The sequence below is a fragment of the Vibrio mimicus CAIM 602 genome, assembly GCF_000338875.1.
Lineage (GTDB): Bacteria > Pseudomonadota > Gammaproteobacteria > Enterobacterales > Vibrionaceae > Vibrio > Vibrio mimicus.
In genome coordinates, this window is record NZ_AOMO01000044.1 from 205098 (window position 1) to 224529 (window position 19432).

Genomic DNA, 19432 nt, shown 5'->3' on the forward strand with positions numbered 1-19432 from the left:
TTCTGCTAATGGGTGGTTTTGCGGTGACGCGAGATATTGGGTGGTGAAACTTAATCAAATCGTAGTAGAGAATTCTAAAATATATAAGGCCCCGGTTGGGGCCTTATCATAAATCGGAAGCGGGATCGCGTTAGCGGCTTCGAGTTGTACGGAATTCCGCTACCGCTTCATCCATCGCATGCGCTTGGCTAGAAACGGTGTCAACTTCGATGAGACATTGCTGAGCTGAACGCATATTGTTTTCAGAGATAGTATTGAGTTCTGAAATCGACTCACTCACGTGATTCATCACGCTGCCTTGCTCTTCAATGGCTGCAGCGATGCGCTGTGAGTTATCTTGGATCGTGTTCATATCGCGCAGGATTTGCTGCAAGCTTTCATCCAGTTGGCGCGAGGCGTGAAGTGTTTCTTGGCCTTGATCGTTACAGAGATCAATATCGTCAACCACTTGGCTCATTTGCGACTGAATGTTTGTCACCACGCGAGTAATCTCTTCGGTGGACTGATGAGTGCGTGTGGCGAGTGAACGAACTTCATCGGCAACTACCGCAAACCCACGCCCTTGCTCACCGGCGCGAGCTGCTTCAATCGCCGCGTTGAGTGCCAGCAAGTTAGTTTGTTCCGCAATGCCTTGGATAATACTGACTGCACCACCAATTTTTTCGACAAAAGCGTTAAGCGACGCAATCGAATGCTGGCTCTTTTGCAAGGTAGAAGAGAGTAGATCGATGTTCTTTACAGTCGTCACCACAACGCCACGACCATGTTCTGCATTGCGCGCCGCTTGGTTAACCCCTTCTACCGCCACATTGGTACTTTCAGAGATTTCACTGATGGTAGACACCATTTGCTGTACGGAAGTGGCCATTAGCCCCATGTGATCCGATTGCACGTTGAACTGTTCAATCACTTGCTCCAACTCGTTATGCATGCTCGAAGTGCTGGTGTATAGCTGATGAGATTTGGTTTGCGAACCGCTGATCAATTGCTCAAATTTATCCAACAATCCGTTGAAGTAACGTGCCACTGACGTGATTTCATCTTGGCCTTTGAGTTCGGCACGTAGAGAAACGTCGTTAGATTCTGCAATTTTCTGAATTACCAACAGCAATTGAGTCACTCGCATGTTGATCGAGCGGCTGATTTGGAAAATACCCAGCAAGATCACAAGTACCACACTCACCGTAACGGTTAACTTGATTGTGCCCATGGTTTGCTGTTTTTCATCGACGGCTTGAGTGAGTGTTTTTGAGAAGGATTTAAACATCTCTTCCACATCATGCGATTGTGCGCGTGTATTGCCTTGTAGCCCTTCGTTATATTTTAGGCCAATCACTTTTTCCTGAACCACAACGGCTTGAGCTGCTTTGATCAGATCTGAATATTGGCTAAGCGCTGCTGCGTTCACTGAACCTGTTAAAACCTGCTGATGAAAATCGGCCAGAGCTAATAATTCTTCAGCAGAAGCTTGATGTTTCGCTTGGTCCATCGCTTGGTAATAGTTTTTCCAAAGGCCACTTTCTGGATCCAATCCAAGGGTCTGATAAGCCTTGACCAACTGCTCAAACCCTTGCTTGTATTCAAGTAAGTCTGTACGTAATGCACTTGAGTCACCGAGTTCATATTTGTGCATGATGGCATCAAGTTCAGTTTGCAGGCTTAGGAATAGGTCGCTATTTTTTTGAAAAGTATCGAGATATTTCGCATCGCTACGCAGTAAAAAGTCTTTTTCGTTACGTCGTAAGTTGAGTAATCTTACTTCCAGTTTGTCGACTTGATTGATGGCTCGGTTGAGTTCATCGTTGGTGTGGGCAAATTGCGAGGTAGTAAAGAAGATAGCGATGGCCCCTAAAACGGCTATGATGCCCAAAGTATAAAGTTTATTGCGAATATTCATGGCGTTACCTATTTATTATTATTACTTCAGCAGACAATCTATAAATATAAATAGGTGTCTGAGTGCAAACTGTGCAGCAGTGTACTGAGAATAATTAAACTATCAATACTAGTGTTGTTCATCAGTCTCTGCTTTATATGAAATATTAATGACAATTTTATTACAAATGATTGGTGAAAATGTGTTCGGAGTCAATTTAAGCTTTTATGATGGATTCATATTTGATATGGATGGAACCTTGCTCGATACCATGCCTGCACATTTAGCAGCTTGGAAAGCGACAGCAGAACATTTCGATTTTCCTTTTGATCCTCAATGGCTTTACGGTTTAGGTGGTATGCCTAGTGCCAAAATTGCAATGCGTATCAATGAAAAACTGGGTTTATCGCTCGACCCAGAACAAGTGGCTGGATACAAAATGGATGTATTTGCCAGCATGGGCTTACAAGCCGAGTTGATTCCGCCAACCTATGAATTACTTTGTCAGTGGCATGGTAAGAAAAAAATGGCGATAGGGACGGGGAGCCAGCGAGACAGTGCGCTACGCTTGTTAAGCTCAGCACAAGTGCTGGATAAGTTTGATGCGATAGTCACTGCCACGGATGTTACGGAACATAAACCGCACCCAGAAACCTTTTTAATAGCTTGTGAGCTGATGAGTTTGCAACCTAAGCAGTGTCTAGTTTTTGAAGATACACAATTAGGGTTGCAGGCGGCTCATGCGGGCGGAATGGATTGTATGTTGGTGACGGAACAAGGTTTGGTGTTTTATCCACTACCGGCGTAAAAAAAAACTGCCTAGGCAGCTTTTTTGTGGAATGGTTTAGCGAAGAGTTTGTTTGGTAACTCTTCGCCTATACGTGACGTTATTCGATCGCCAGTAGCTCTACGTCAAAAATCAGTACGGCTGACGGTGGAATTGGGCCAGCGCCATTTTTTCCATAACCTAGATTACTTGGGACATAGAAGCGAGTCTTCTCACCAACCACCATCAGTTGAACACCTTCCTGCCAACCTTTGATCACTTGATTCAGCCCGAAACTGATAGGCTCACCACGCTCAACCGAGCTATCAAAGACGGTACCATCCAGAAGCTCACCATGGTAATGCACTTTCACACGGCTTTTTGGCCCTGGGTGTTCAGTACCTGTACCCGCTTGCAGCACTTCGTATTGCAAGCCGCTGTCTGTGGTGATGATGTTTTCGCGTTGCCCATTCTCGGCCAAAAACTGCTGTCCAGCAGAAAAGTTTGCATCGGCAGCTTTATGATTTGTCCAAGTGCGATAAATCATGAAGCCAGCGAGCATAAATACAACTAAGGGAATAATAATTTTAGACATAGAGCGTTTAACGTCCTTTAACAACGACACCTTTCTCGCTTGAAGAACACCTACAACCTTACGTTGTTAGGGCATACAGCCACGAGAGGAAAAAGAATGGGTGACATTCTAACTATGGATTATGTGATGGCAAGCAACACATTTGTAAATTGTTGTTGATGACAGATAAAGTTTTTGAAAATGTGCCGATAAAATAAAGGAGTTCAACGGCTGAGTGTTTGAAATGAAATTCTGGGTTTTGTGTGTTGCATTTTTGCTGACAGGCTGTGGTTCACTGGCCACTGATCGCATGTTTAATGACAATCTACTTGATGTCGCTCCGAAGGGGGATTTCGATGTGCGCTATCCGGAATGGGGTATGGCTCCACAGCTCAACACGGCTGGAGTGCAGGGGCCTTTAAAACAAGTTCGCACGTCAAGCTATGAAGCATTACGCCAGTTTCTTCTCAGTAACGGTATTGATCATGAAATCATGCCCGGTGATTACCCGATGATTAAGCTGAAAAACACCATTAAGTTTGATACTGGATCCGCCAAAGTTTCATCGCCATCCAAACAGTGGTTAGACCGAGTCGCGCAGTTCTTGGCTAGCGAATCTGGTATTGATATTGTGCTTGAAGGCCACACAGATAATACCGGTACTCAAAAGTTTAATGACACTTTATCTGAAAAACGCGCATCCTCAGTAAAGACCGCTTTAGTACAACGTCAAGTCGCTCAGAATGTCATTTACACTCGTGGCTATGGTGAGCATGTTCCAGCTTGCACCAACAAAACTAAAAGTGGACGGGCTTGTAACCGTCGAGTGGAAGTTCGCCTCATTCTTTCCTCAAACTGATCGGACATTGATTTCATTTTAAGCTTAAAAATGAGACGTCACTCATAACAAGCAGAAGCACTAAAAGGGCAGGTGTATGCAGTGCGTTTCCCTGTCTTTTTTGCATTCTTCAAACATTAACCCTATAAATTTTGATGTAATTCACGTTTGCGTATTCCATATGGTTTATCGGTTGAGTTTTAATTAACAAGTGTGTATACATTTTCGTTCATAAACTATAACTCAGAACAATAAGCAAAAATGTCAGCTCATTCAGCCTCAGCTCAACAAGAAGTCCTCGTTGGTGATCATGAACAATTGGTGTCAACCACCGACTTAAAAGGGGTCATCACCTACTGTAACGATACGTTTTGCCGTATTGCAGGGTTCAAATCCGATGAACTTTTAGGACAAAACCACAATATTGTTCGACATTCCTCCATGCCTAAAGCGGCTTTCGCCGATATGTGGCATCACCTAAAACAGGGACACGCGTGGCGTGGTATTGTAAAAAATCGCACGAAAACCGGAAGCTATTACTGGGTCGATGCGTATGTCACACCTATTTATGAACAAGGCAAAATTGCGGGTTATCAATCTGTTCGGGTGAAAGCACAAAGGCAATGGGTCGATATTGCGAATAAAGCTTATCAAGCTTTGCTTGCGGCGGAGAAAGCAGGCAAGCAGTTTCAACTCAAGCTCAATACTTCTGTTCGTTATGCGCTTCTGCTGGGGGCATTAATGTCTCCTGCATTGGCGCACGGATTTAGCGCCAGTGAAGGGTGGCAATGGCTGGCGAATTTAATGCCCGTTGGTGCTTTAGCTTTATTGTTCCGCCAAGAGTTACTGCATACACCACGTCAGTTGAAGCAGTTACAAAACGAATATGACAGTGTCAGCCGCCTTATCTATTCCGGTGCGCACCCGTTTTCTGTCGCGGATTACCACTTGAAAATGGCTTCAGCACGTATTCGTACGATTTTAGGCAGAATGATGGATTCAGCACGCCCGTTAGGCGATCTCGCCAATCAATTGAATTCGACCACTCAGGAAGTACATCAAGCACTTGCACTGCAAGATGGCAATATTCGCGCCGTGACTCAAGCAACGGATGAAGTTGAAAATGCGGCGGAACGAGTGTCTAGTCATACACAATCTGCACACCAGTTGATCAATCAAGTACAGACTCATTGTGATGACACTAAACAGAGCATTGAAACGACTCATCAGAACTTAGAGCGATTGGTACAACAGGCTGAGCATGCAACGTTGACAACCGTTAAGCTGAGTGAACAAGCGCAGCAAGTTGGGCAATTGATGAGTGAAATCGGTGGTATTGCTGAACAAACCAACTTGTTAGCACTCAACGCGGCTATTGAGGCTGCTCGAGCAGGTGAGCAAGGCCGCGGTTTTGCTGTGGTGGCGGATGAAGTTCGTGCGCTGTCTGGGCGCACGCAACGTGCAACGCAGCAGATACAAACCAGCATTGATGCCATGTTGGGCACCATTGATGCGTGGCGAAGTGACATTACCGCAAGCCGCGATCAAACCGAGCAATGTGCGAAAGATGCCAACACGACGTTGCAACAACTGCGTGACGTTGAGAGTGTGATGGGAGAAATGCAACGCGTGGTTGGTGAAGTGGCGAGTGCCGCCAAACATCAACGTGAATTAACTGCTGATGTGAATCAGCATATTCATTCTATCGCGAGTGCCGCGACTCAGAACTTGGCTGCCACACATACCGTTGAAGAATTAGCGGTAGCGATGAGCGGAAAAGTGACGGAATTTAGCGCGCTTTCAAGGCAGTTTGCAGAGAAATAAACTGAGTTTGATGACGTTGTTCTGACAGTAAAATGGCCACATGATGTGGCCATTTCTCTTTTCTATCCTTAATTCACCTGCGATGGATACAGGTGGATTGTTGCTTTAAACCGCAGCTTGCAACGGCTGGGTAGCGTGCATTTTTTGCTGTAGATAGGCTTCAACTTCTTCTATCACACTCGTGTCATGGCTCAAACCAAGCTTGGTTCTACGCCAGAAAATATCTTGTGCATGACGAGCAAACTCTTTATCCCACAGATAATCGATCTCTTTTTGGTAAAGATCGCCACTGAAGGCGATACCTAAATCTTCAATTCCAGTGACACCGGCAAGCAGTTGTTGAGTGCGGCTGCCATAACTGCGTAGCCACCGTTCAATCAAAGATTCGGCAATGAAAGGGAAAGCCGTGATCAACTGGTTTTTCAGCGCCGCGTGATCGAAACTTTCTCCGCCGGGTAGTGGAGCATTCGCTGTCCATGGCGCTTTCATATGCGGGAAGAAAGGCGCGAGGTGCTTCATGGCAGCTTCGCCCAGCTTGCGGTAAGTCGTCAGCTTGCCACCGAAAATGGACAGTAGCGGTGCTTCATCAGCCTGCTGATCCATTGATAAGGTGTAATCACGAGTGATGGCCTGCGGCGAGTTGGATTCATCATCACATAATGGGCGTACACCACTGAACTCGGCAACAATGTCTGAACGAGCAATTTCGCGCATAAAATGTTTATTAACGACAGAGATCAGGTAATCGCGCTCGGTATCGGTGATCATCACCTTTCTCGGATCGCCTTTGTATTCCACATCCGTTGTGCCGATCATCGAATACTTATCGAGGTAAGGGATGACAAACACAATCCGTTTATCTTCATTCTGCAGGATATAGGCTTGTGGCTCATCATGAATGCGCGGCACGATAATGTGTGAGCCTTGAATAAGGCGAATGCCATAAGGTGAGCTCACCTGTGCGTTGTCATTCAAAAATTGTTTCACCCAAGGGCCTGCCGCATTCACTAACGCATGGCTGCGACGCTCAAAACGCTGCTGAGAGTGTTCATCCAGCAGGGTGACATGCCACAAATCGCCCACACGTTGCGCTTTTTCGACAGTGCAATAGTTCAACACTTCCGCACCTTGTTCTTGAGCTTGCATTGCGTTGAGGATCACCAAACGCGCATCATCCACCCAGCAGTCAGAATATTCAAAGCCAATTTGCATTTCAGGCTTGGTCACTGCGCCTGCTTTCAAAGTGACTTTATGGCTCGCAGGAAGGGAAGTGCGCTTACCCAGATTGTCGTAAAGAAATAGACCGGCACGGATCATCCATGCAGGACGCAAGAAAGGACGATGTGGCAAACGAAAGCGCATTGGGGTGACAATGTGTGGTGCTTTTTTCAGTAGCACTTCACGTTCGGCAAGTGCTTCACTCACCAAACGAAATTCGTAATGTTCTAAATAACGTAAACCACCATGCACGAGCTTGGAGCTGGCAGAGGAAGTAGCACTAGCAAAGTCTTTGGCATCGTACAGGCCAACTTTTAGGCCACGGCCAGAAGCGTCAGCCGCAATACCTGCACCGTTGATACCGCCACCAACAATAATCAAATCGAGCACTTCATCTTGGGTAAAATGTGTTGAGCGAGCGTTCATTTTCTATCTCCGCGCTTAATTGTTTTTCGTTTTTGTTCTTTAATGTTCGTATGAAACCATTAAAGCGGTCAATAGAGCAATACTTACTGTGTAAAATTTGATCTCAATCATAAATGAAAGCGGATTTTTCCTTTTGAGACAGAAGTTCTAAAGGAAAAGTGTGATAGGCGAATTATAGGTAATGAAATTGCAGGTAATAAAAAGCCCACCATTGAAAGGCGGGCTTGGAGATAAAGTGCGAAGCCGTGGTTTATTTCGCAAACACGTCTTTGAAGTCACGCTTCAAGATTGGGTCGCGGCGTGCTTTTTTGATCTGCTTAACCATGTCTTTGACACAGTTGCTCAGTACTTGGTCGAGAAGTTGAGCGCGGTACGCGTCTTTATCTTCTTCGCTCATGTCTTTAGGAAGGTTCAGCGTTGGGAACTCTTCCATCACATTCAGGCCAGCAAAAGCTTGGCTTACGGAGATCAGCGCATGGAACTGTTCAAAGTTATCCAAGATGTTTTGCGCACTGGCTGGCAGTGCATCCCATGCCTCACGAACCACTTCTTCAGAGACTTCATGGATCGAAGTCACCATATGGAACATCGCTTCAGGCACCTGATCAAACTCTAGAACTTGACGCAGTTCAGGAGAGATGGATTCTAGGTCCACTTTTGGTGTTTCGGTTTGGTTTGTCTCAGACATGGAAAATTCTCATTAGAGTGAAAAACGCCATGCTAAAAACTTATCCCAAAATGTCAATACAACAGCGATAAATTGCTGTTCTGTGCACGTTTAACGCTTCTTTTACCACCAATTCCTCACCATTTTTCCTTTGTCTATTTCTTATTTTTTACAGATTTTTTTACGTCGAATTTTCTTACCGTGCGAAATTTTAAATAGGCCGATACGGTCTAGAGTAATAAGTATGGTGAATATCAATCACGGATTAATTAATGGATTTGGCGTTAAGCGAATGGATTATGGCACACAGCAGCTCATCACTATGGGTGTTTATCGGCATCGTCTTACTTTCTTATCTGCTAGAAGACGTGGCGATAGTGACGGCCGCTGGGTTAGCCAGTCAACACATTACTTCTCTGCCACTTGCTTTATTCGCGGTGTTTGTCGGCATTGCGACTGGGGATATCGCACTCTATTACCTTGGGCGTTACTGCCGCTACTTTCGTGGTGTGCGCTACCGGTTACTTACCAATTCGTATTTTCGAATGGTTCGCCTTCGTTTATTAGAAAGACCGTTTCTCAATCTCTTTATTATTCGTTTTATCCCAGGACTGCGCACGGTGGGCTTTACGTTAAGTGGTTATGTGGCTTTGCCGCTTCGGCTGTTTATGAGCACTGTGTTGATTGCTACAGCGCTGTGGACGGTGCTGGTTTTCTTCGCCATCTATCAATTAGGCAGTCAGGCTTGGTTTCAAGCCAGTGAATATCGTTGGTGGTGGTTGAGTCTGTTGGTTGTGTTTTTACTCGGTTTTAATCGTTTGTTCAGTGCCAAAGTTATTAAGGAAATAGCATGACGGTTCTCTCTTCTGTCGCTTATATCGCAGACAATAAAGTCAATGCAGGAATGCCTTTGCTGGAGGTGGATACTCACCGCGCCATTTCACCTTTCGAGTTTTTGCCGAGTTGGTTTTTTTATACCCCCGTCGTACTGCAAAGTTTGGCACTTGGTCTTTATTACCGTGATTGGCGTTTACCTTTAGTTGCTAACCCAACCATTCGTTTGAGCGGCATGGTAGGGGAGTCGAAACACGACATTCTCAGCCTTGCAGGAGAACATGCTCGCCACTGGATTTCTCCTTTCATTACTTGGACAGTCACTAGCCATGATCTTGATGTACAAGTTGAGATGGTTCTACAACGCTTATCACAAGCCGATTTGACTTTCCCCTTGGTGGCGAAACCAGATTTAGGTTGCCGAGGTGTCGGGGTCAAACTCATCCATAACCGTGAACAGCTGAGCGATTATCTGCATCGCTTTCCGCCGCAAGCCCGCTTTCTTCTGCAGAAAAAAGCACCTTATCGAGCGGAAGCAGGGATTTTTTATGTGCGTTTCCCCGGTGAAGCCCATGGTCGCATCATCTCTATGACCCTGAAATACGCACCGAGTGTCGTCGGTGATGGGGTACGTACATTGCGTGAATTAATCCACGCTTGTCCGCGTGCGGGGCAACTTGCCCACCTTTACCTGCCAAGACATCCCGACAAATTAGATTGGGTAGTGCCAGCGGGGGAGGAATTCCAATTGGCGTTTGCAGGTAGTCATAGCCGAGGTTCCATTTTCCGAAATGGCAATCGCTACATCACACAAGCTTTAGTCCACCGACTTGATGCGATCTTTGATGATTTTCCCGGTTTTCACTACGGACGACTGGATGTGAAGTTCAGCAATATTGATGCGCTGATGCGTGGTGAAGAATTCACTATCTTGGAAGTGAATGGCGCGAGCAGTGAAGCTGCGCATATTTGGGATCGTGATACTCCGCTTGGTGAGATTTTCTCCATGCTGCTTAAGCAATACCGCATTTTGTATGCAATTGGTGCAGAGCAGAAAAAAAGAGGCCACAAACCGCCAAGCTTGCGCTCACTTTTGCGAGCTTGGAAAGAGGAAAAACAATTGATTGGTCACTACCCAGAAACTGACTAGACCCGCAGAGGATTCAGTCAGGAGTCGATTAAGCCCAGACGAACTGAACTTTATTTGAGGACATTTTATGCTTGCTGTTACCCCTTTATCACGTCCATACCAATACTCAGCAGCCATACATGGTTGTTTAGAAACATTAGAGCAAGGCCGCGAGTTTTTAAGCGGCATTGAAGATGAACACTACACTTACATTGCTGAACCTTATGTCAGTAGCAGCATTGGCCAGCATTTCCGCCATTGGCTGGATATTTTTCATGCGCTGCGCGCGGCACCACAAACGGTGGATTATAACCAGCGCCGCCGCGGTCATCCGGTCGAATCATCTCGCCAAGTCGCACTCAATGAAATCGAGAGTTTGATCGAATGGTTAGAGGCCGATGACCTAGCTCCTAAAGACGAGATTGAAGTGGTGACGGAGGTTTCTCTATCGCAAGCCGAAATTTGCACATTTAACTCAACCCTAGAACGTGAATTGGCGTTTGCCGCGCTGCACGCTAATCACCATTTTGCGATGGCGAAAGTTGTCACCAGTTTGCTAGACGTAGAAACGTCGAGTGCATTTGGTATTGCTCCCGCAACAGCTACCTTCTTACGAGGAAATGCTTAATGTGTTCAGTCACTTGGTATTTGAATGACACGGGTTATCAAGTGTTTTTCAATCGAGATGAACAAAAAAGCCGAGCTTTGGCATTACCGCCAAAGCTTATTGAGCTGCAAGGTACATCGGTATTAATGCCGATTGATCCCCAAGGGCAGGGCAGTTGGATCAGCATGAATGAGCAAGGGTTGTCACTGTGTTTGCTCAATAACTATCAGGGCAAAGTGCCTGCTGGTCACTTGATCAGTCGCGGTTTATTGCTGAAATCCTTGGCGGGATTGACGGATGTTGAGCAAGTGACCTTAGCTTTCGAGCAACTAAACTTAGCTCGCTTTGCACCTTTCACTCTGCTGGCTTTTGATCCTCGGTTAACACAACACCACGGAGATGTACTGGCTTATGCATGGGACGGTGAAACGTTCAACTGTGCGCCCACCTCATCACCACTTTTTTCTTCTGGGGTTGAGTTGGCACAAGTACAGCGCTACCGCACAGAGATTTATCACCAGATAACGGCCGATGGGGTGACACCTGAAAAGCTCTTGGCTTTCCATTGTCATCAACATCCGCAGTTTTCGCATCTTTCCGTCGCTATGCAGCGCGAAGATGCACATACCGTGAGTTTTACTCATATCAACGTCAGTGGAGATCAGCAGGTAATGAGTTACCTCCCCGGCAGACCGACTCAACTGACAGAACAGATGTTGCAGCATCCGCAATATCAATTCCCTCAACTTATTTCACTTGTATCGTAAGGAGTTCGTAATGAAATATTGGTTTGGCTTAATCATGTTGTTTTTCAGTGCTTTGAGTGTCGCTCAAGATCAGATTTATACAGGGATCTTTAGTAATAAAGCGCTCGATGGTTACGATACTGTGGCTTATTTCACCGAAAACAAACCAGTAAAAGGTTTGCCACTGTTTAAAACGGAATACAAAGGCGCAGAGTGGTTTTTTGCTTCTCAGCAAAACCTCGATACGTTTGTGGCTGACCCTGAAAAATACGCACCACAATACGGTGGCTACTGTGCCTGGGCTATCTCTGAGAAGAATGATTTTGCGCCCGGAGATCCACAATATTGGGCAATCGAAGACGGTAAGCTCTACCTGAACTACGATAAGAAAGTCAAAGGTTTGTGGGATAAAGAGCGAGTTCATCATATCGAACAAGCTGACAAAAATTGGCCGACGTTGATCGGTAAGGAATAAGCGATGAAATTCCAACTCAGCAAAACGTTACCAGCGGCATTTATTGCCTTTGTGTTTGTACAATCGTTGTTTTACAAATTTTCCGGATCCTACGAAACCCAGTTTATTTTTAAAACGCTAGGTGGATGGTCTGGTTTCACTTGGTTTGGCGATTGGGGAGCATACTGGATTGGCAGTGCTGAGTTGGTTGCTTCGATTCTTCTGTTTACGCGTTGGCATGGTTTAGGTGCGCTGATGGCGGTAGGCATTATGAGTGGTGCAATCTTTTTCCACCTCTTTACTCCGTTGGGCGTAGTTATGCCGGAATTTAACGAAGTCGGCGAAATGGTGGGTAATGATGGTGGATTGTTATTCGTCATGGCTTGTTTGGTTTGGCTCAGCGGGGCGTTTTTAACTATCCGTGATTGGCGCTCAATGGACAGCAGCTTACACAAAATGCTCGGCGCAAAAGGAGTTTGATGATGCAAACACACCCATTTCGTTTACCGCGCTATACCCCGTTTGGAGTGATAGAAAAAGGAGTGGAGCTAGCCACTGGGCTAAGCAAACTTGAGCGTTACTATCAGCAACGACCTGCTACACACGATGGTTTTGAATTTATGCGTTACACCCTTGATGCGCTGAATGTGCATTACCAAGTGGATAGGGGCAACATTGAACAGATCCCAGCACAAGGGCCAGTGGTGATTGTTGCTAATCATCCACTTGGTGCCATCGAAGGGGGTGATTTTGGCGGATCTGGTTGGGCAAGTTCGCAAAGATGTAAAAGTGCTCGCCAATCAACTGCTCAAACGCTTACCTGAAATCGAACCGCTGTTTATTGGTGTAGATGTGTTTAATAGCGCACAAGCGAGTAAAACCAATGCTCGAGGGATCCGTGAAGCACATCGTCACCTTTCTGAAGGTGGTGTATTGATCGTGTTTCCTGCCGGAGAAGTATCAACACCGCAGAAAGAAACCGGACAGCTGAGCGATATCGACTGGAGCCAGTCAGTCGCCAAGTTTATTCAGCGTAGTCAGGCGACCTGTGTGCCGATTTATATTAACGGTCGCAACAGCTCTTGGTTTTATCGCGCGGGGCGAATTCATCCACTTCTGCGTACTGCCATGTTAGGCAGAGAGCTGCTGAATAAGAGTGCGAGCACTATTTCACTCTGTATTGGTCAGCCTATCCCTTATGCAGAATTAAAAGAATTCGCTCAAGATGAAGATGTGGTGAATTATTTGCGGCTCAACACCTATTTGATGAGTCCTAATGGGCAAGTAGAACCTGCGAAAATTTCTTTTGCCACTCCGGTGATTGACCCATTATCCAAAGCAGAGTTAATCGCGGAGCTTGCGCAGTTGGATAAGCAAGCGACTTTGCTCGAGCAAGGCGAGTTCACAGTGTATTGCGTACCTTCAACCCAAATCCCGCTCATGATGCAGGAGATTGGACGCGTGCGTGAAATCAGTTTCCGTGCGGTCGGCGAAGGCAGTGGTCATGCTTGTGATGTGGATGCGTATGATCAGCATTATTGGCAACTGTTCGTTTGGAATCGAGAAAAGAGCGAGCTGGTTGGCGCTTATCGCATGGGCTTAGTAGATAAGATTGTGGCGGAAAAGGGGCTGCAAGGTCTCTATTCCCGTAGCCTGTTTCATTACGATCAAGCTTTCTTGGCAACCTTGGATAATGCGATTGAGCTTGGGCGCTCGGTGGTGGCTGAGCAGTATCAACGTAATCTCAACTCGTTGCTTTTGCTCTGGAAAGGCATTGCTCGTTTCGTGGAATTGAACCCACGTTATACCCATTTGTTTGGCCCGGTCAGTATCAGTAATGATTACAGTCCGGCCGCTCGACAGCTGATGGCGGCGACTTTATCCATCCATCACTATGACAGAAATAAAGCGGCGTTGGTCAGTCCATCAACCCCTTTGCGAGCCGGAGCAGAAGTGTTCTGGCAAAAAAGCCTTTTATCCGCACTTGCCAGTGTCTCTTTGCTCTCTAAAGTGGTTGCACGTATGGAGCAGGGCAATGGGCTGCCTGTGTTATTGCGCCAGTATCTCGGCATGAATGGCAAGTTAGTCTGTTTTAATGTTGATCCTGCTTTTAACGATGCGTTAGATGGCTTGATTGTGGTGAATTTGAAGCAAGTACCACTGAAAACGTTGGCTAAATACATGGGTAAAGAAGCGGCGCAAAATTACCTTGGCGAGGCTAAGTAGCAAACATAAGACAGCACAACCGACAGGGATTGACTATGGTGATTGAGGATGTAATTCAAGCCCCATAGATTCACCTGTGACAGATTTCTGGTGGTATGGGGCATAACAAACAGAGGTGACACCATGCAAAATAACCCAGTCGGTTGGTTTGAAATTTATGTCAATGATATGGAACGCGCAAAGAAATTTTATGAAACCGTCTTGAAGGTTTCCCTAGAAGAACTGCCTAATCCAACATCGATGCCTATACAAATGTTCAGTTTCCCTGCCAATATGGAAAAATATGGCGCATCTGGCGCGTTGGTCAAAATGGAAGGCATTTGCGCTGGTGGAGGCGGAACACTGATTTATTTCTCATGTGATGATTGTGCTGTTGAACAAGAGCGAATTGTCGCCGCAGGAGGACAAGTCCACACGCCGAAAATGTCGATCGGCCAATTTGGCTTCATTACTTTAGCGGTGGATACCGAAGGCAATATGTTTGGTCTGCATTCGATGATGTAGTTTTGTGCACTCTTGTATATTAATTCCTTAAATCATGGCGAGCTTATAAACTCGCCATTCATCACTGTTTGCAATGACTAATGCTAAATTTAGATAGACGATGAAAATATAGAGCGGCACGTATAACGTTGATAAGATGTGTCAAATTATTGTTCGGTGAGCAAATATGTCTGAAGCAGAAAAAACGTCTAGGAAACTGAGTGTGTATATTCTTGCTACCATATTGGCCGTATGGATTTATAGCCTATGGTCTGATCGGGTTACACCGATTACCAGTAACGCAAAAGTACATAGCTATTTAGTAAGAGTTGCACCAGAAGTCTCCGGAAATATTGTTGAAGTCGGTGTGATAGATAATCAAATTGTTGATGCGGGTGAGCCTCTTTTTAAGATTGATCCGAGAAATTATAAGATTGCAGTTGATGTTGCTCAGGCAAATCTTGCTATTGCGGGACAAAGCATTGGTGCGAATACTGCAGCAGTTGAGGTGGCTCAGGCGCGTGTGGTTGATGCTCTTGCAGCTCGTGATAATGCTAGAGAGCAAGCCAATCGAACGGCGACTTTGGTTGCTCGTGGAGTTTCAAGCAAAGCAGATCTAGACAATGCAATCGAGTTGAAGGACAGAACTCAAGCCGGATTAGAAGTGGCACAAGCCTCTCTAGTTCAGGCAAAACAAAATCTGGGACCAACGGGAGCAAATAATCCACAAATATTGGCTGCCATGGCTAATTTAGAGAAAGCTCAACTCGATCTAAAGAAGACAGAGGTTTTATCCCCATCTCGTGGAATTGTTACTAACATGCAGTTAACTGTTGGGCAATTAGCCACTGTTGGTACACCAGTAATGACATTTATTGACCCTCGTAATGTGTGGATTTCTGCATTGGCGAGAGAAAACTCAATAGAGTTTATCCGACCGGGTCAGAAGGTGAAAATTGTATTAGATGCGCTGCCAGGCCGAGTATTGACAGGAACCGTTGAGAGCATTGGTTGGGGAACCGGTGGCAGTAATGATGTTGATCCTACTACCGGATTTATTAACGCAGGTTCAACAGGCTTCACGCCACAACGCTATCCAATAAACATTGTTTTTGATAATACAGATGAACTCACGAATATCCGCTATGGTTCACAAGCTACAGTCGCATTTTTTACTGAACAAAGTTCGGTAGGTGAATGGTTAGCGAGTCTTTGGATGAGAATCTTGAGTATTTGGACTTATGTTTCATAGCGCTGCTAACCCCATAATTCGCTTGGTTTTTGCTCCGACTTTACTGCTATTTTATTTAACAGTTCAGGGAGCTTTTATGCCAGTGCTTGCTCCGATGTTTGTGGTGATTTTTCTTACGATCATGTCATCAAGGCCACCTTTGTCCATGATGCTAAAATTGCTGGTCGTCTTGCTGTTGGTCGGTGTTGGTATTATCGCTGTCGGTGAAGTACTAATTGATTCACCGACAGGTTTTGGATTGTTTTGTTGGGTTGCCCTGTTTTGGAGCTTTTATCGAAGCCATAAAGATCCCAAAGATATTTTTGCTACTTTTTTGTTACTGTTTGTGGTTATCACAAGTGTGATCAATCTACAGTTTGGGGTATCCATCTCGAGTCTCCCTTTGGTGTTGTTGGAGACTTTTGTTACAGCTTTGGCCGTTACCTACATCAGTTTCTTGTTGTTTCCTGGAGATGAGAAAGATATTTTGCCGGATGAGCAAGATATGCAAGGGGCAGAACTTCATTTTGGGTTGATCGCATTCAAAACCACGATTTTATTTGTAAGCTTGATGGCGCTTATTGGGACGGGCAGTTCACAAACACTCCTTATTGTAATCACGATCGGCAGTATGATTAAAATTCCTATCTCTCGAGATCAGCGAATTTTCCGAAATAATCGGTTAATTTCTACAACGGTCGGTATTTTGAGCACCATACCTATCATGTTGGTTCACACTGGCGGGTTCCCGATGTGGGCAACGTTGGGCATTACCTGCTTTTTGGGGCTTCAATTGGCGTGTTATGCGATTCGTAAGCAGTGTCGGCGGAGTATTTATCAACTACTGTTTATCAATTTTATTGTTTTGGTTAGCCAAATTATCTCATATCTAGGTAGTGAAGCTTTGATGGCTGAGCTAACACGATTAGCTTCGATTTTGGTGGCAATAATTATTGCGACGGTGATCCTCAATCTTGTTCCTATCAGTCCAGTGGTTACGAAATCTTCCTAGCGATCACCCCGCCAGTAGTGGGCGGGGTTTCTCACCTTAACTCTTCAATTTTATTGCTGAAGAGCTCACTACTACCAACAGCAGTTATGCCTTAGCAAACTTATAAGTGCGATAACCGCCAATCAGATTGCGCGCTTTAAAGCCGTTATTGACCAGCTGACGATATGCTACGTTACCGCGTAACCCAACTTGACAATAAATTACGATCTCTTTGCCTTTCGGCAGCTCATTCATACGCTGACGCAACTGGTCAACAGGAATGTTGATTGCGCCGGGCAGGTAGCCTACGTTTTGTAGCTCCATTGGGTTACGTACATCGAGTAACACTTGATCCGCAGTGAGGTTATCGATCTCATCAAAGTGAATCGCTTTCGCATCGCCTTTGATTAGGTTGGTGGCCACGAATGCCGCTTGGTTAATCACATCTTTCGCGCTACCAAACGGTGGAGCGTAGGTCAGTTCAAGGTGCTGTAACTGCTCAACCGTCATGCCTGCACGTTGTGCAACCGCCATCACGTCGATACGTTTATCGATGCCATCTTTACCCACGGCTTGTGCGCCGAAGATTTTACCCGTCTGCGGATCAAACAGCATCTTGAAGGAAACCACTTCAGCGCCCGGGTAATAGCTCGCATGGCTTGCGGTGTGCACATAAACTTTTTCGTAAGCAATGCCTTCACGTTTTAGCTGCTTCTCGTTTTTACCGGTCGAAGCTACAGCCAAATCGAAGATCTTACAAATCGCGGTACCTTGTGTGCCTTGGTAGCTTTCGTTGCGACCAAGCATGTTATCCGCAGCCATACGACCTTGACGGTTGGCAGGACCTGCCAGTGGAACCAGCGTTTGTTTACCTGTGATAAAGTCTTTCTCTTCAACCGCATCACCGACCGCGTAAATCGATGGATCGCTGGTTTGCATCTGCTCGTTGACCCAAATGCCGCCGAGTTCACCAAGCTGCAAACCCGCTTCAGCGGCCAGTTTGGTTTCTGGGCGTACACCAATCGCCATGATCAGAATGTCAGTAGTCAGTGTTTCACCATTACTGAGCACCAAATCCAGTTCGCCTTCCACATGCTTATGTTCAAGGTATTCACCAGATTCTGTGCTTGGCAGAGTTGCAGCCGGTTTAAACTCAACCGATTTCAGAGCCACGCCTAAACGTAGATCGATGCCTTTAGCGCGAATTTCAGCATGAGCAAAGCCCGCCATTTCACGATCGACTGGTGTCATCACCTGATCGGCCATTTCAATCAGCGTGGTTTTGATACCGAGTTGATGAAAGGCTTCCATCATTTCCAGACCGATAAAACCACCACCCACAACAGTGGCATGCTCTGGCTTATTCATTTGCAGAGTCTGGATGATCTTATCCATGTCTGGAATGTTACGCAGTGAATGCGTCAGTGGGTTTTGAATACCCGGAATCGGTGGAACGACAGGGCCTGCACCGGGAGAGAGCAGCAGAAAATCATAGCTTTCATCATACTCAGATTGGTCGAGCAGATTACGTACCGTAATGGTTTTTGCCGCACGATTAATACGCAACACTTCATTCATAGTGCGGACATCCACATTAAAACGCGCTAAAAAACTCTCTGGCGTTTGCAGCAGCAAATTGCTGCGCTCTTTGATGTCACCACCGATGTGATATGGCAAGCCACAGTTGGCAAAAGAGACATAAGGGCCGCGTTCAAACATGATGATTTCAGCATCTTCGCTGAGTCGACGAGCACGAGCCGCTGCGGAAGCACCACCTGCAACACCACCAATAATCACTATTTTCGTCATGAGTTACTCCAAGTCAGTTGCTAGATCCCAACACACCATCTCGATAAGACAGAGTGTTGGGTTGTCATTAACGTAATCCTAGTTTCTTGAGAAAGAATGCGGCAGGACAAAAGCCCGTGAATGCGCTTTGGATCAGGTTTACGCCCACAAATACTGTTAGCCACAGAAAATTAGGGTGAACAAACCAAGTGAGAATGACTGAAAGCAGAACCATACTGCCAGCTAATACTCTTACACCGTTTTCAATCGTCATGTTGGTAACCTCCGTTGTTGTTTGTTCAAAACTATACGCCCATAAATTAGATGTGTCTAATTTAAAATAAACTAAATTGATTTTGTCTAAATAAGAATTGACTAATATAAATATATTTGTATGATCTCGTTAAATTTTAGTTAGAGGATAAGCCATGACTGAACAAGCCAACGTCAACATTGAAATTGATGAAATGAAGAAAAATGCCGTTGAAGTTGCAGAGTTATTACGCGTGATGGCTCATCCAGAACGGCTAATGGTGCTGTGCCAATTAACTCATCATGAGATGGGGGTGGGGCAGCTACAGCAAGGTTCAACGTTAAGTCAATCAGCGTTTTCTCAGCATCTCACAGTGCTGCGTAAGCACGGCATTATTCAAGCGCGTAAAGAATCGCAACAGGTTTTTTACCGCTTGGCAGACAGCCGGATCACGGCATTGATCGAAAGTTTACAGAATGTGTTTTGTCGATAATTAAGTAG

At 45.6% G+C, this 19432-nt stretch carries 19 protein-coding genes and 1 pseudogene; 14 read left to right on the forward strand and 6 right to left on the reverse strand.

Annotation, left to right across the window (positions count from 1 at the left end):
* Positions 1–130: 130 nt before the first annotated feature.
* Positions 131–1897, reverse strand: a complete 1767-nt coding sequence (locus D908_RS05495) for a methyl-accepting chemotaxis protein (RefSeq protein ID WP_005525827.1) — start codon at positions 1895–1897, stop codon at positions 131–133.
* 148 nt (positions 1898–2045) lie between these two features.
* On the opposite strand from D908_RS05495, the gene D908_RS05490 reads away from it, so the two are divergent.
* Positions 2046–2684, forward strand: coding sequence for a beta-phosphoglucomutase family hydrolase (locus D908_RS05490; RefSeq protein ID WP_005525830.1), 639 nt, complete (start codon positions 2046–2048; stop codon positions 2682–2684).
* Between the two features lie 79 nt (positions 2685–2763).
* Here the strand turns inward: D908_RS05490 and D908_RS05485 are convergent, their stop codons facing one another.
* A complete protein-coding gene (locus D908_RS05485; RefSeq protein WP_005525832.1) occupies positions 2764–3237 on the reverse strand; it encodes a BamJ family beta-barrel-assembly machinery protein in 474 nt (157 codons plus the stop codon).
* A gap of 223 nt (positions 3238–3460) precedes the next feature.
* On the opposite strand from D908_RS05485, the gene D908_RS05480 reads away from it, so the two are divergent.
* Positions 3461–4075: an OmpA family protein gene (locus D908_RS05480; protein ID WP_032467680.1), complete on the forward strand. Its 615-nt coding sequence runs from the start codon at positions 3461–3463 to the stop codon at positions 4073–4075.
* Positions 4076–4315: 240 nt separating this feature from the next.
* On the forward strand, positions 4316–5878 hold the full coding sequence (locus D908_RS05475) for a methyl-accepting chemotaxis protein (protein ID WP_005525835.1): 1563 nt from the start codon (positions 4316–4318) through the stop codon (positions 5876–5878).
* Positions 5879–5983: 105 nt separating this feature from the next.
* Here the strand turns inward: D908_RS05475 and glpD are convergent, their stop codons facing one another.
* Both glpD and D908_RS05465 read right to left on the reverse strand, forming a co-directional pair.
* A complete protein-coding gene (gene glpD / locus D908_RS05470; RefSeq protein ID WP_005525837.1) occupies positions 5984–7522 on the reverse strand; it encodes a glycerol-3-phosphate dehydrogenase in 1539 nt (512 codons plus the stop codon).
* A 250-nt stretch (positions 7523–7772) separates the two neighbouring features.
* Positions 7773–8210, reverse strand: a complete 438-nt coding sequence (locus D908_RS05465; RefSeq protein WP_000005277.1) for a DUF3069 domain-containing protein — start codon at positions 8208–8210, stop codon at positions 7773–7775.
* 251 nt (positions 8211–8461) lie between these two features.
* Here D908_RS05465 and D908_RS05460 point away from each other — a divergent pair, with 251 nt between their 5' ends.
* From D908_RS05460 to D908_RS05420, 10 genes and pseudogenes are all read left to right on the forward strand, one after another.
* The gene (locus D908_RS05460) at positions 8462–9043 is read left to right on the forward strand and encodes a DedA family protein (protein WP_000362304.1); all 582 of its coding nucleotides are present in this window, start codon (positions 8462–8464) and stop codon (positions 9041–9043) included.
* Positions 9040–10173 (forward strand): ATP-grasp domain-containing protein, encoded by a 1134-nt coding sequence (locus tag D908_RS05455; protein WP_005525840.1) that lies wholly within the window; start codon positions 9040–9042, stop codon positions 10171–10173. The genes D908_RS05460 and D908_RS05455 overlap by 4 nt, the downstream gene beginning before the upstream one ends.
* A 67-nt stretch (positions 10174–10240) precedes the next feature.
* On the forward strand, positions 10241–10780 hold the full coding sequence (locus D908_RS05450) for a hypothetical protein (RefSeq protein WP_000881780.1): 540 nt from the start codon (positions 10241–10243) through the stop codon (positions 10778–10780).
* Positions 10780–11526 (forward strand): NRDE family protein, encoded by a 747-nt coding sequence (locus tag D908_RS05445; protein WP_005525842.1) that lies wholly within the window; start codon positions 10780–10782, stop codon positions 11524–11526. Before D908_RS05450 ends, D908_RS05445 begins: the two co-directional genes overlap by 1 nt.
* 10 nt (positions 11527–11536) lie before the next feature.
* Positions 11537–11980 (forward strand): YHS domain-containing (seleno)protein, encoded by a 444-nt coding sequence (locus tag D908_RS05440; RefSeq protein WP_000878542.1) that lies wholly within the window; start codon positions 11537–11539, stop codon positions 11978–11980.
* A 3-nt stretch (positions 11981–11983) separates the two neighbouring features.
* Complete coding sequence (locus D908_RS05435; protein ID WP_005525844.1) at positions 11984–12439, forward strand: hypothetical protein; 456 nt, start codon at positions 11984–11986, stop codon at positions 12437–12439.
* A 2-nt stretch (positions 12440–12441) separates the two neighbouring features.
* A pseudogene (locus D908_RS0119700) lies at positions 12442–14185 on the forward strand (lysophospholipid acyltransferase family protein).
* 123 nt (positions 14186–14308) lie between these two features.
* On the forward strand, positions 14309–14689 hold the full coding sequence (locus D908_RS05430; RefSeq protein WP_001180701.1) for a VOC family protein: 381 nt from the start codon (positions 14309–14311) through the stop codon (positions 14687–14689).
* A 166-nt stretch (positions 14690–14855) separates the two neighbouring features.
* Positions 14856–15920 (forward strand): HlyD family secretion protein, encoded by a 1065-nt coding sequence (locus D908_RS05425; protein ID WP_005525846.1) that lies wholly within the window; start codon positions 14856–14858, stop codon positions 15918–15920.
* Positions 15910–16911 carry a DUF2955 domain-containing protein gene (locus D908_RS05420; protein ID WP_032467666.1) on the forward strand — a complete coding sequence of 334 codons (1002 nt, stop codon included), beginning with the start codon at positions 15910–15912 and terminating at the stop codon, positions 16909–16911. Before D908_RS05425 ends, D908_RS05420 begins: the two co-directional genes overlap by 11 nt.
* 84 nt (positions 16912–16995) lie before the next feature.
* On the opposite strand, the gene D908_RS05415 is transcribed toward D908_RS05420, so the two are convergent.
* Both D908_RS05415 and D908_RS05410 read right to left on the reverse strand, forming a co-directional pair.
* On the reverse strand, positions 16996–18699 hold the full coding sequence (locus D908_RS05415) for an FAD-dependent oxidoreductase (protein ID WP_005525851.1): 1704 nt from the start codon (positions 18697–18699) through the stop codon (positions 16996–16998).
* Positions 18700–18766: 67 nt separating this feature from the next.
* Positions 18767–18952: a YgaP family membrane protein gene (locus tag D908_RS05410; RefSeq protein WP_000151363.1), complete on the reverse strand. Its 186-nt coding sequence runs from the start codon at positions 18950–18952 to the stop codon at positions 18767–18769.
* A gap of 154 nt (positions 18953–19106) precedes the next feature.
* On the opposite strand from D908_RS05410, the gene D908_RS05405 reads away from it, so the two are divergent.
* A complete protein-coding gene (locus D908_RS05405; RefSeq protein ID WP_000138827.1) occupies positions 19107–19424 on the forward strand; it encodes an ArsR/SmtB family transcription factor in 318 nt (105 codons plus the stop codon).
* The last annotated feature ends 8 nt before the right edge of the window (positions 19425–19432 follow it).

Bases quoted from the DNA above. Each gene is read 5' to 3' on its own strand.
- D908_RS05475 (WP_005525835.1), top strand. From the start codon at position 4,316: ATGTCAGCTCATTCAGCCTCAGCTCAACAAGAAGTCCTCGTTGGTGAT.
- D908_RS05480 (WP_032467680.1), top strand. From the start codon at position 3,461: ATGAAATTCTGGGTTTTGTGTGTTGCATTTTTGCTGACAGGCTGTGGT.
- glpD (WP_005525837.1), bottom strand. From the start codon at position 7,522: ATGAACGCTCGCTCAACACATTTTACCCAAGATGAAGTGCTCGATTTG.
- D908_RS05425 (WP_005525846.1), top strand. From the start codon at position 14,856: ATGTCTGAAGCAGAAAAAACGTCTAGGAAACTGAGTGTGTATATTCTT.
- D908_RS05490 (WP_005525830.1), top strand. From the start codon at position 2,046: ATGACAATTTTATTACAAATGATTGGTGAAAATGTGTTCGGAGTCAAT.
- D908_RS05435 (WP_005525844.1), top strand. From the start codon at position 11,984: ATGAAATTCCAACTCAGCAAAACGTTACCAGCGGCATTTATTGCCTTT.
- D908_RS05465 (WP_000005277.1), bottom strand. From the start codon at position 8,210: ATGTCTGAGACAAACCAAACCGAAACACCAAAAGTGGACCTAGAATCC.
- D908_RS05420 (WP_032467666.1), top strand. From the start codon at position 15,910: ATGTTTCATAGCGCTGCTAACCCCATAATTCGCTTGGTTTTTGCTCCG.
- D908_RS05440 (WP_000878542.1), top strand. From the start codon at position 11,537: ATGAAATATTGGTTTGGCTTAATCATGTTGTTTTTCAGTGCTTTGAGT.
- D908_RS05405 (WP_000138827.1), top strand. From the start codon at position 19,107: ATGACTGAACAAGCCAACGTCAACATTGAAATTGATGAAATGAAGAAA.
- D908_RS05445 (WP_005525842.1), top strand. From the start codon at position 10,780: ATGTGTTCAGTCACTTGGTATTTGAATGACACGGGTTATCAAGTGTTT.
- D908_RS05430 (WP_001180701.1), top strand. From the start codon at position 14,309: ATGCAAAATAACCCAGTCGGTTGGTTTGAAATTTATGTCAATGATATG.
- D908_RS05455 (WP_005525840.1), top strand. From the start codon at position 9,040: ATGACGGTTCTCTCTTCTGTCGCTTATATCGCAGACAATAAAGTCAAT.
- D908_RS05410 (WP_000151363.1), bottom strand. From the start codon at position 18,952: ATGACGATTGAAAACGGTGTAAGAGTATTAGCTGGCAGTATGGTTCTG.
- D908_RS05415 (WP_005525851.1), bottom strand. From the start codon at position 18,699: ATGACGAAAATAGTGATTATTGGTGGTGTTGCAGGTGGTGCTTCCGCA.
- D908_RS05450 (WP_000881780.1), top strand. From the start codon at position 10,241: ATGCTTGCTGTTACCCCTTTATCACGTCCATACCAATACTCAGCAGCC.
- D908_RS05485 (WP_005525832.1), bottom strand. From the start codon at position 3,237: ATGTCTAAAATTATTATTCCCTTAGTTGTATTTATGCTCGCTGGCTTC.
- D908_RS05495 (WP_005525827.1), bottom strand. From the start codon at position 1,897: ATGAATATTCGCAATAAACTTTATACTTTGGGCATCATAGCCGTTTTA.
- D908_RS05460 (WP_000362304.1), top strand. From the start codon at position 8,462: ATGGATTTGGCGTTAAGCGAATGGATTATGGCACACAGCAGCTCATCA.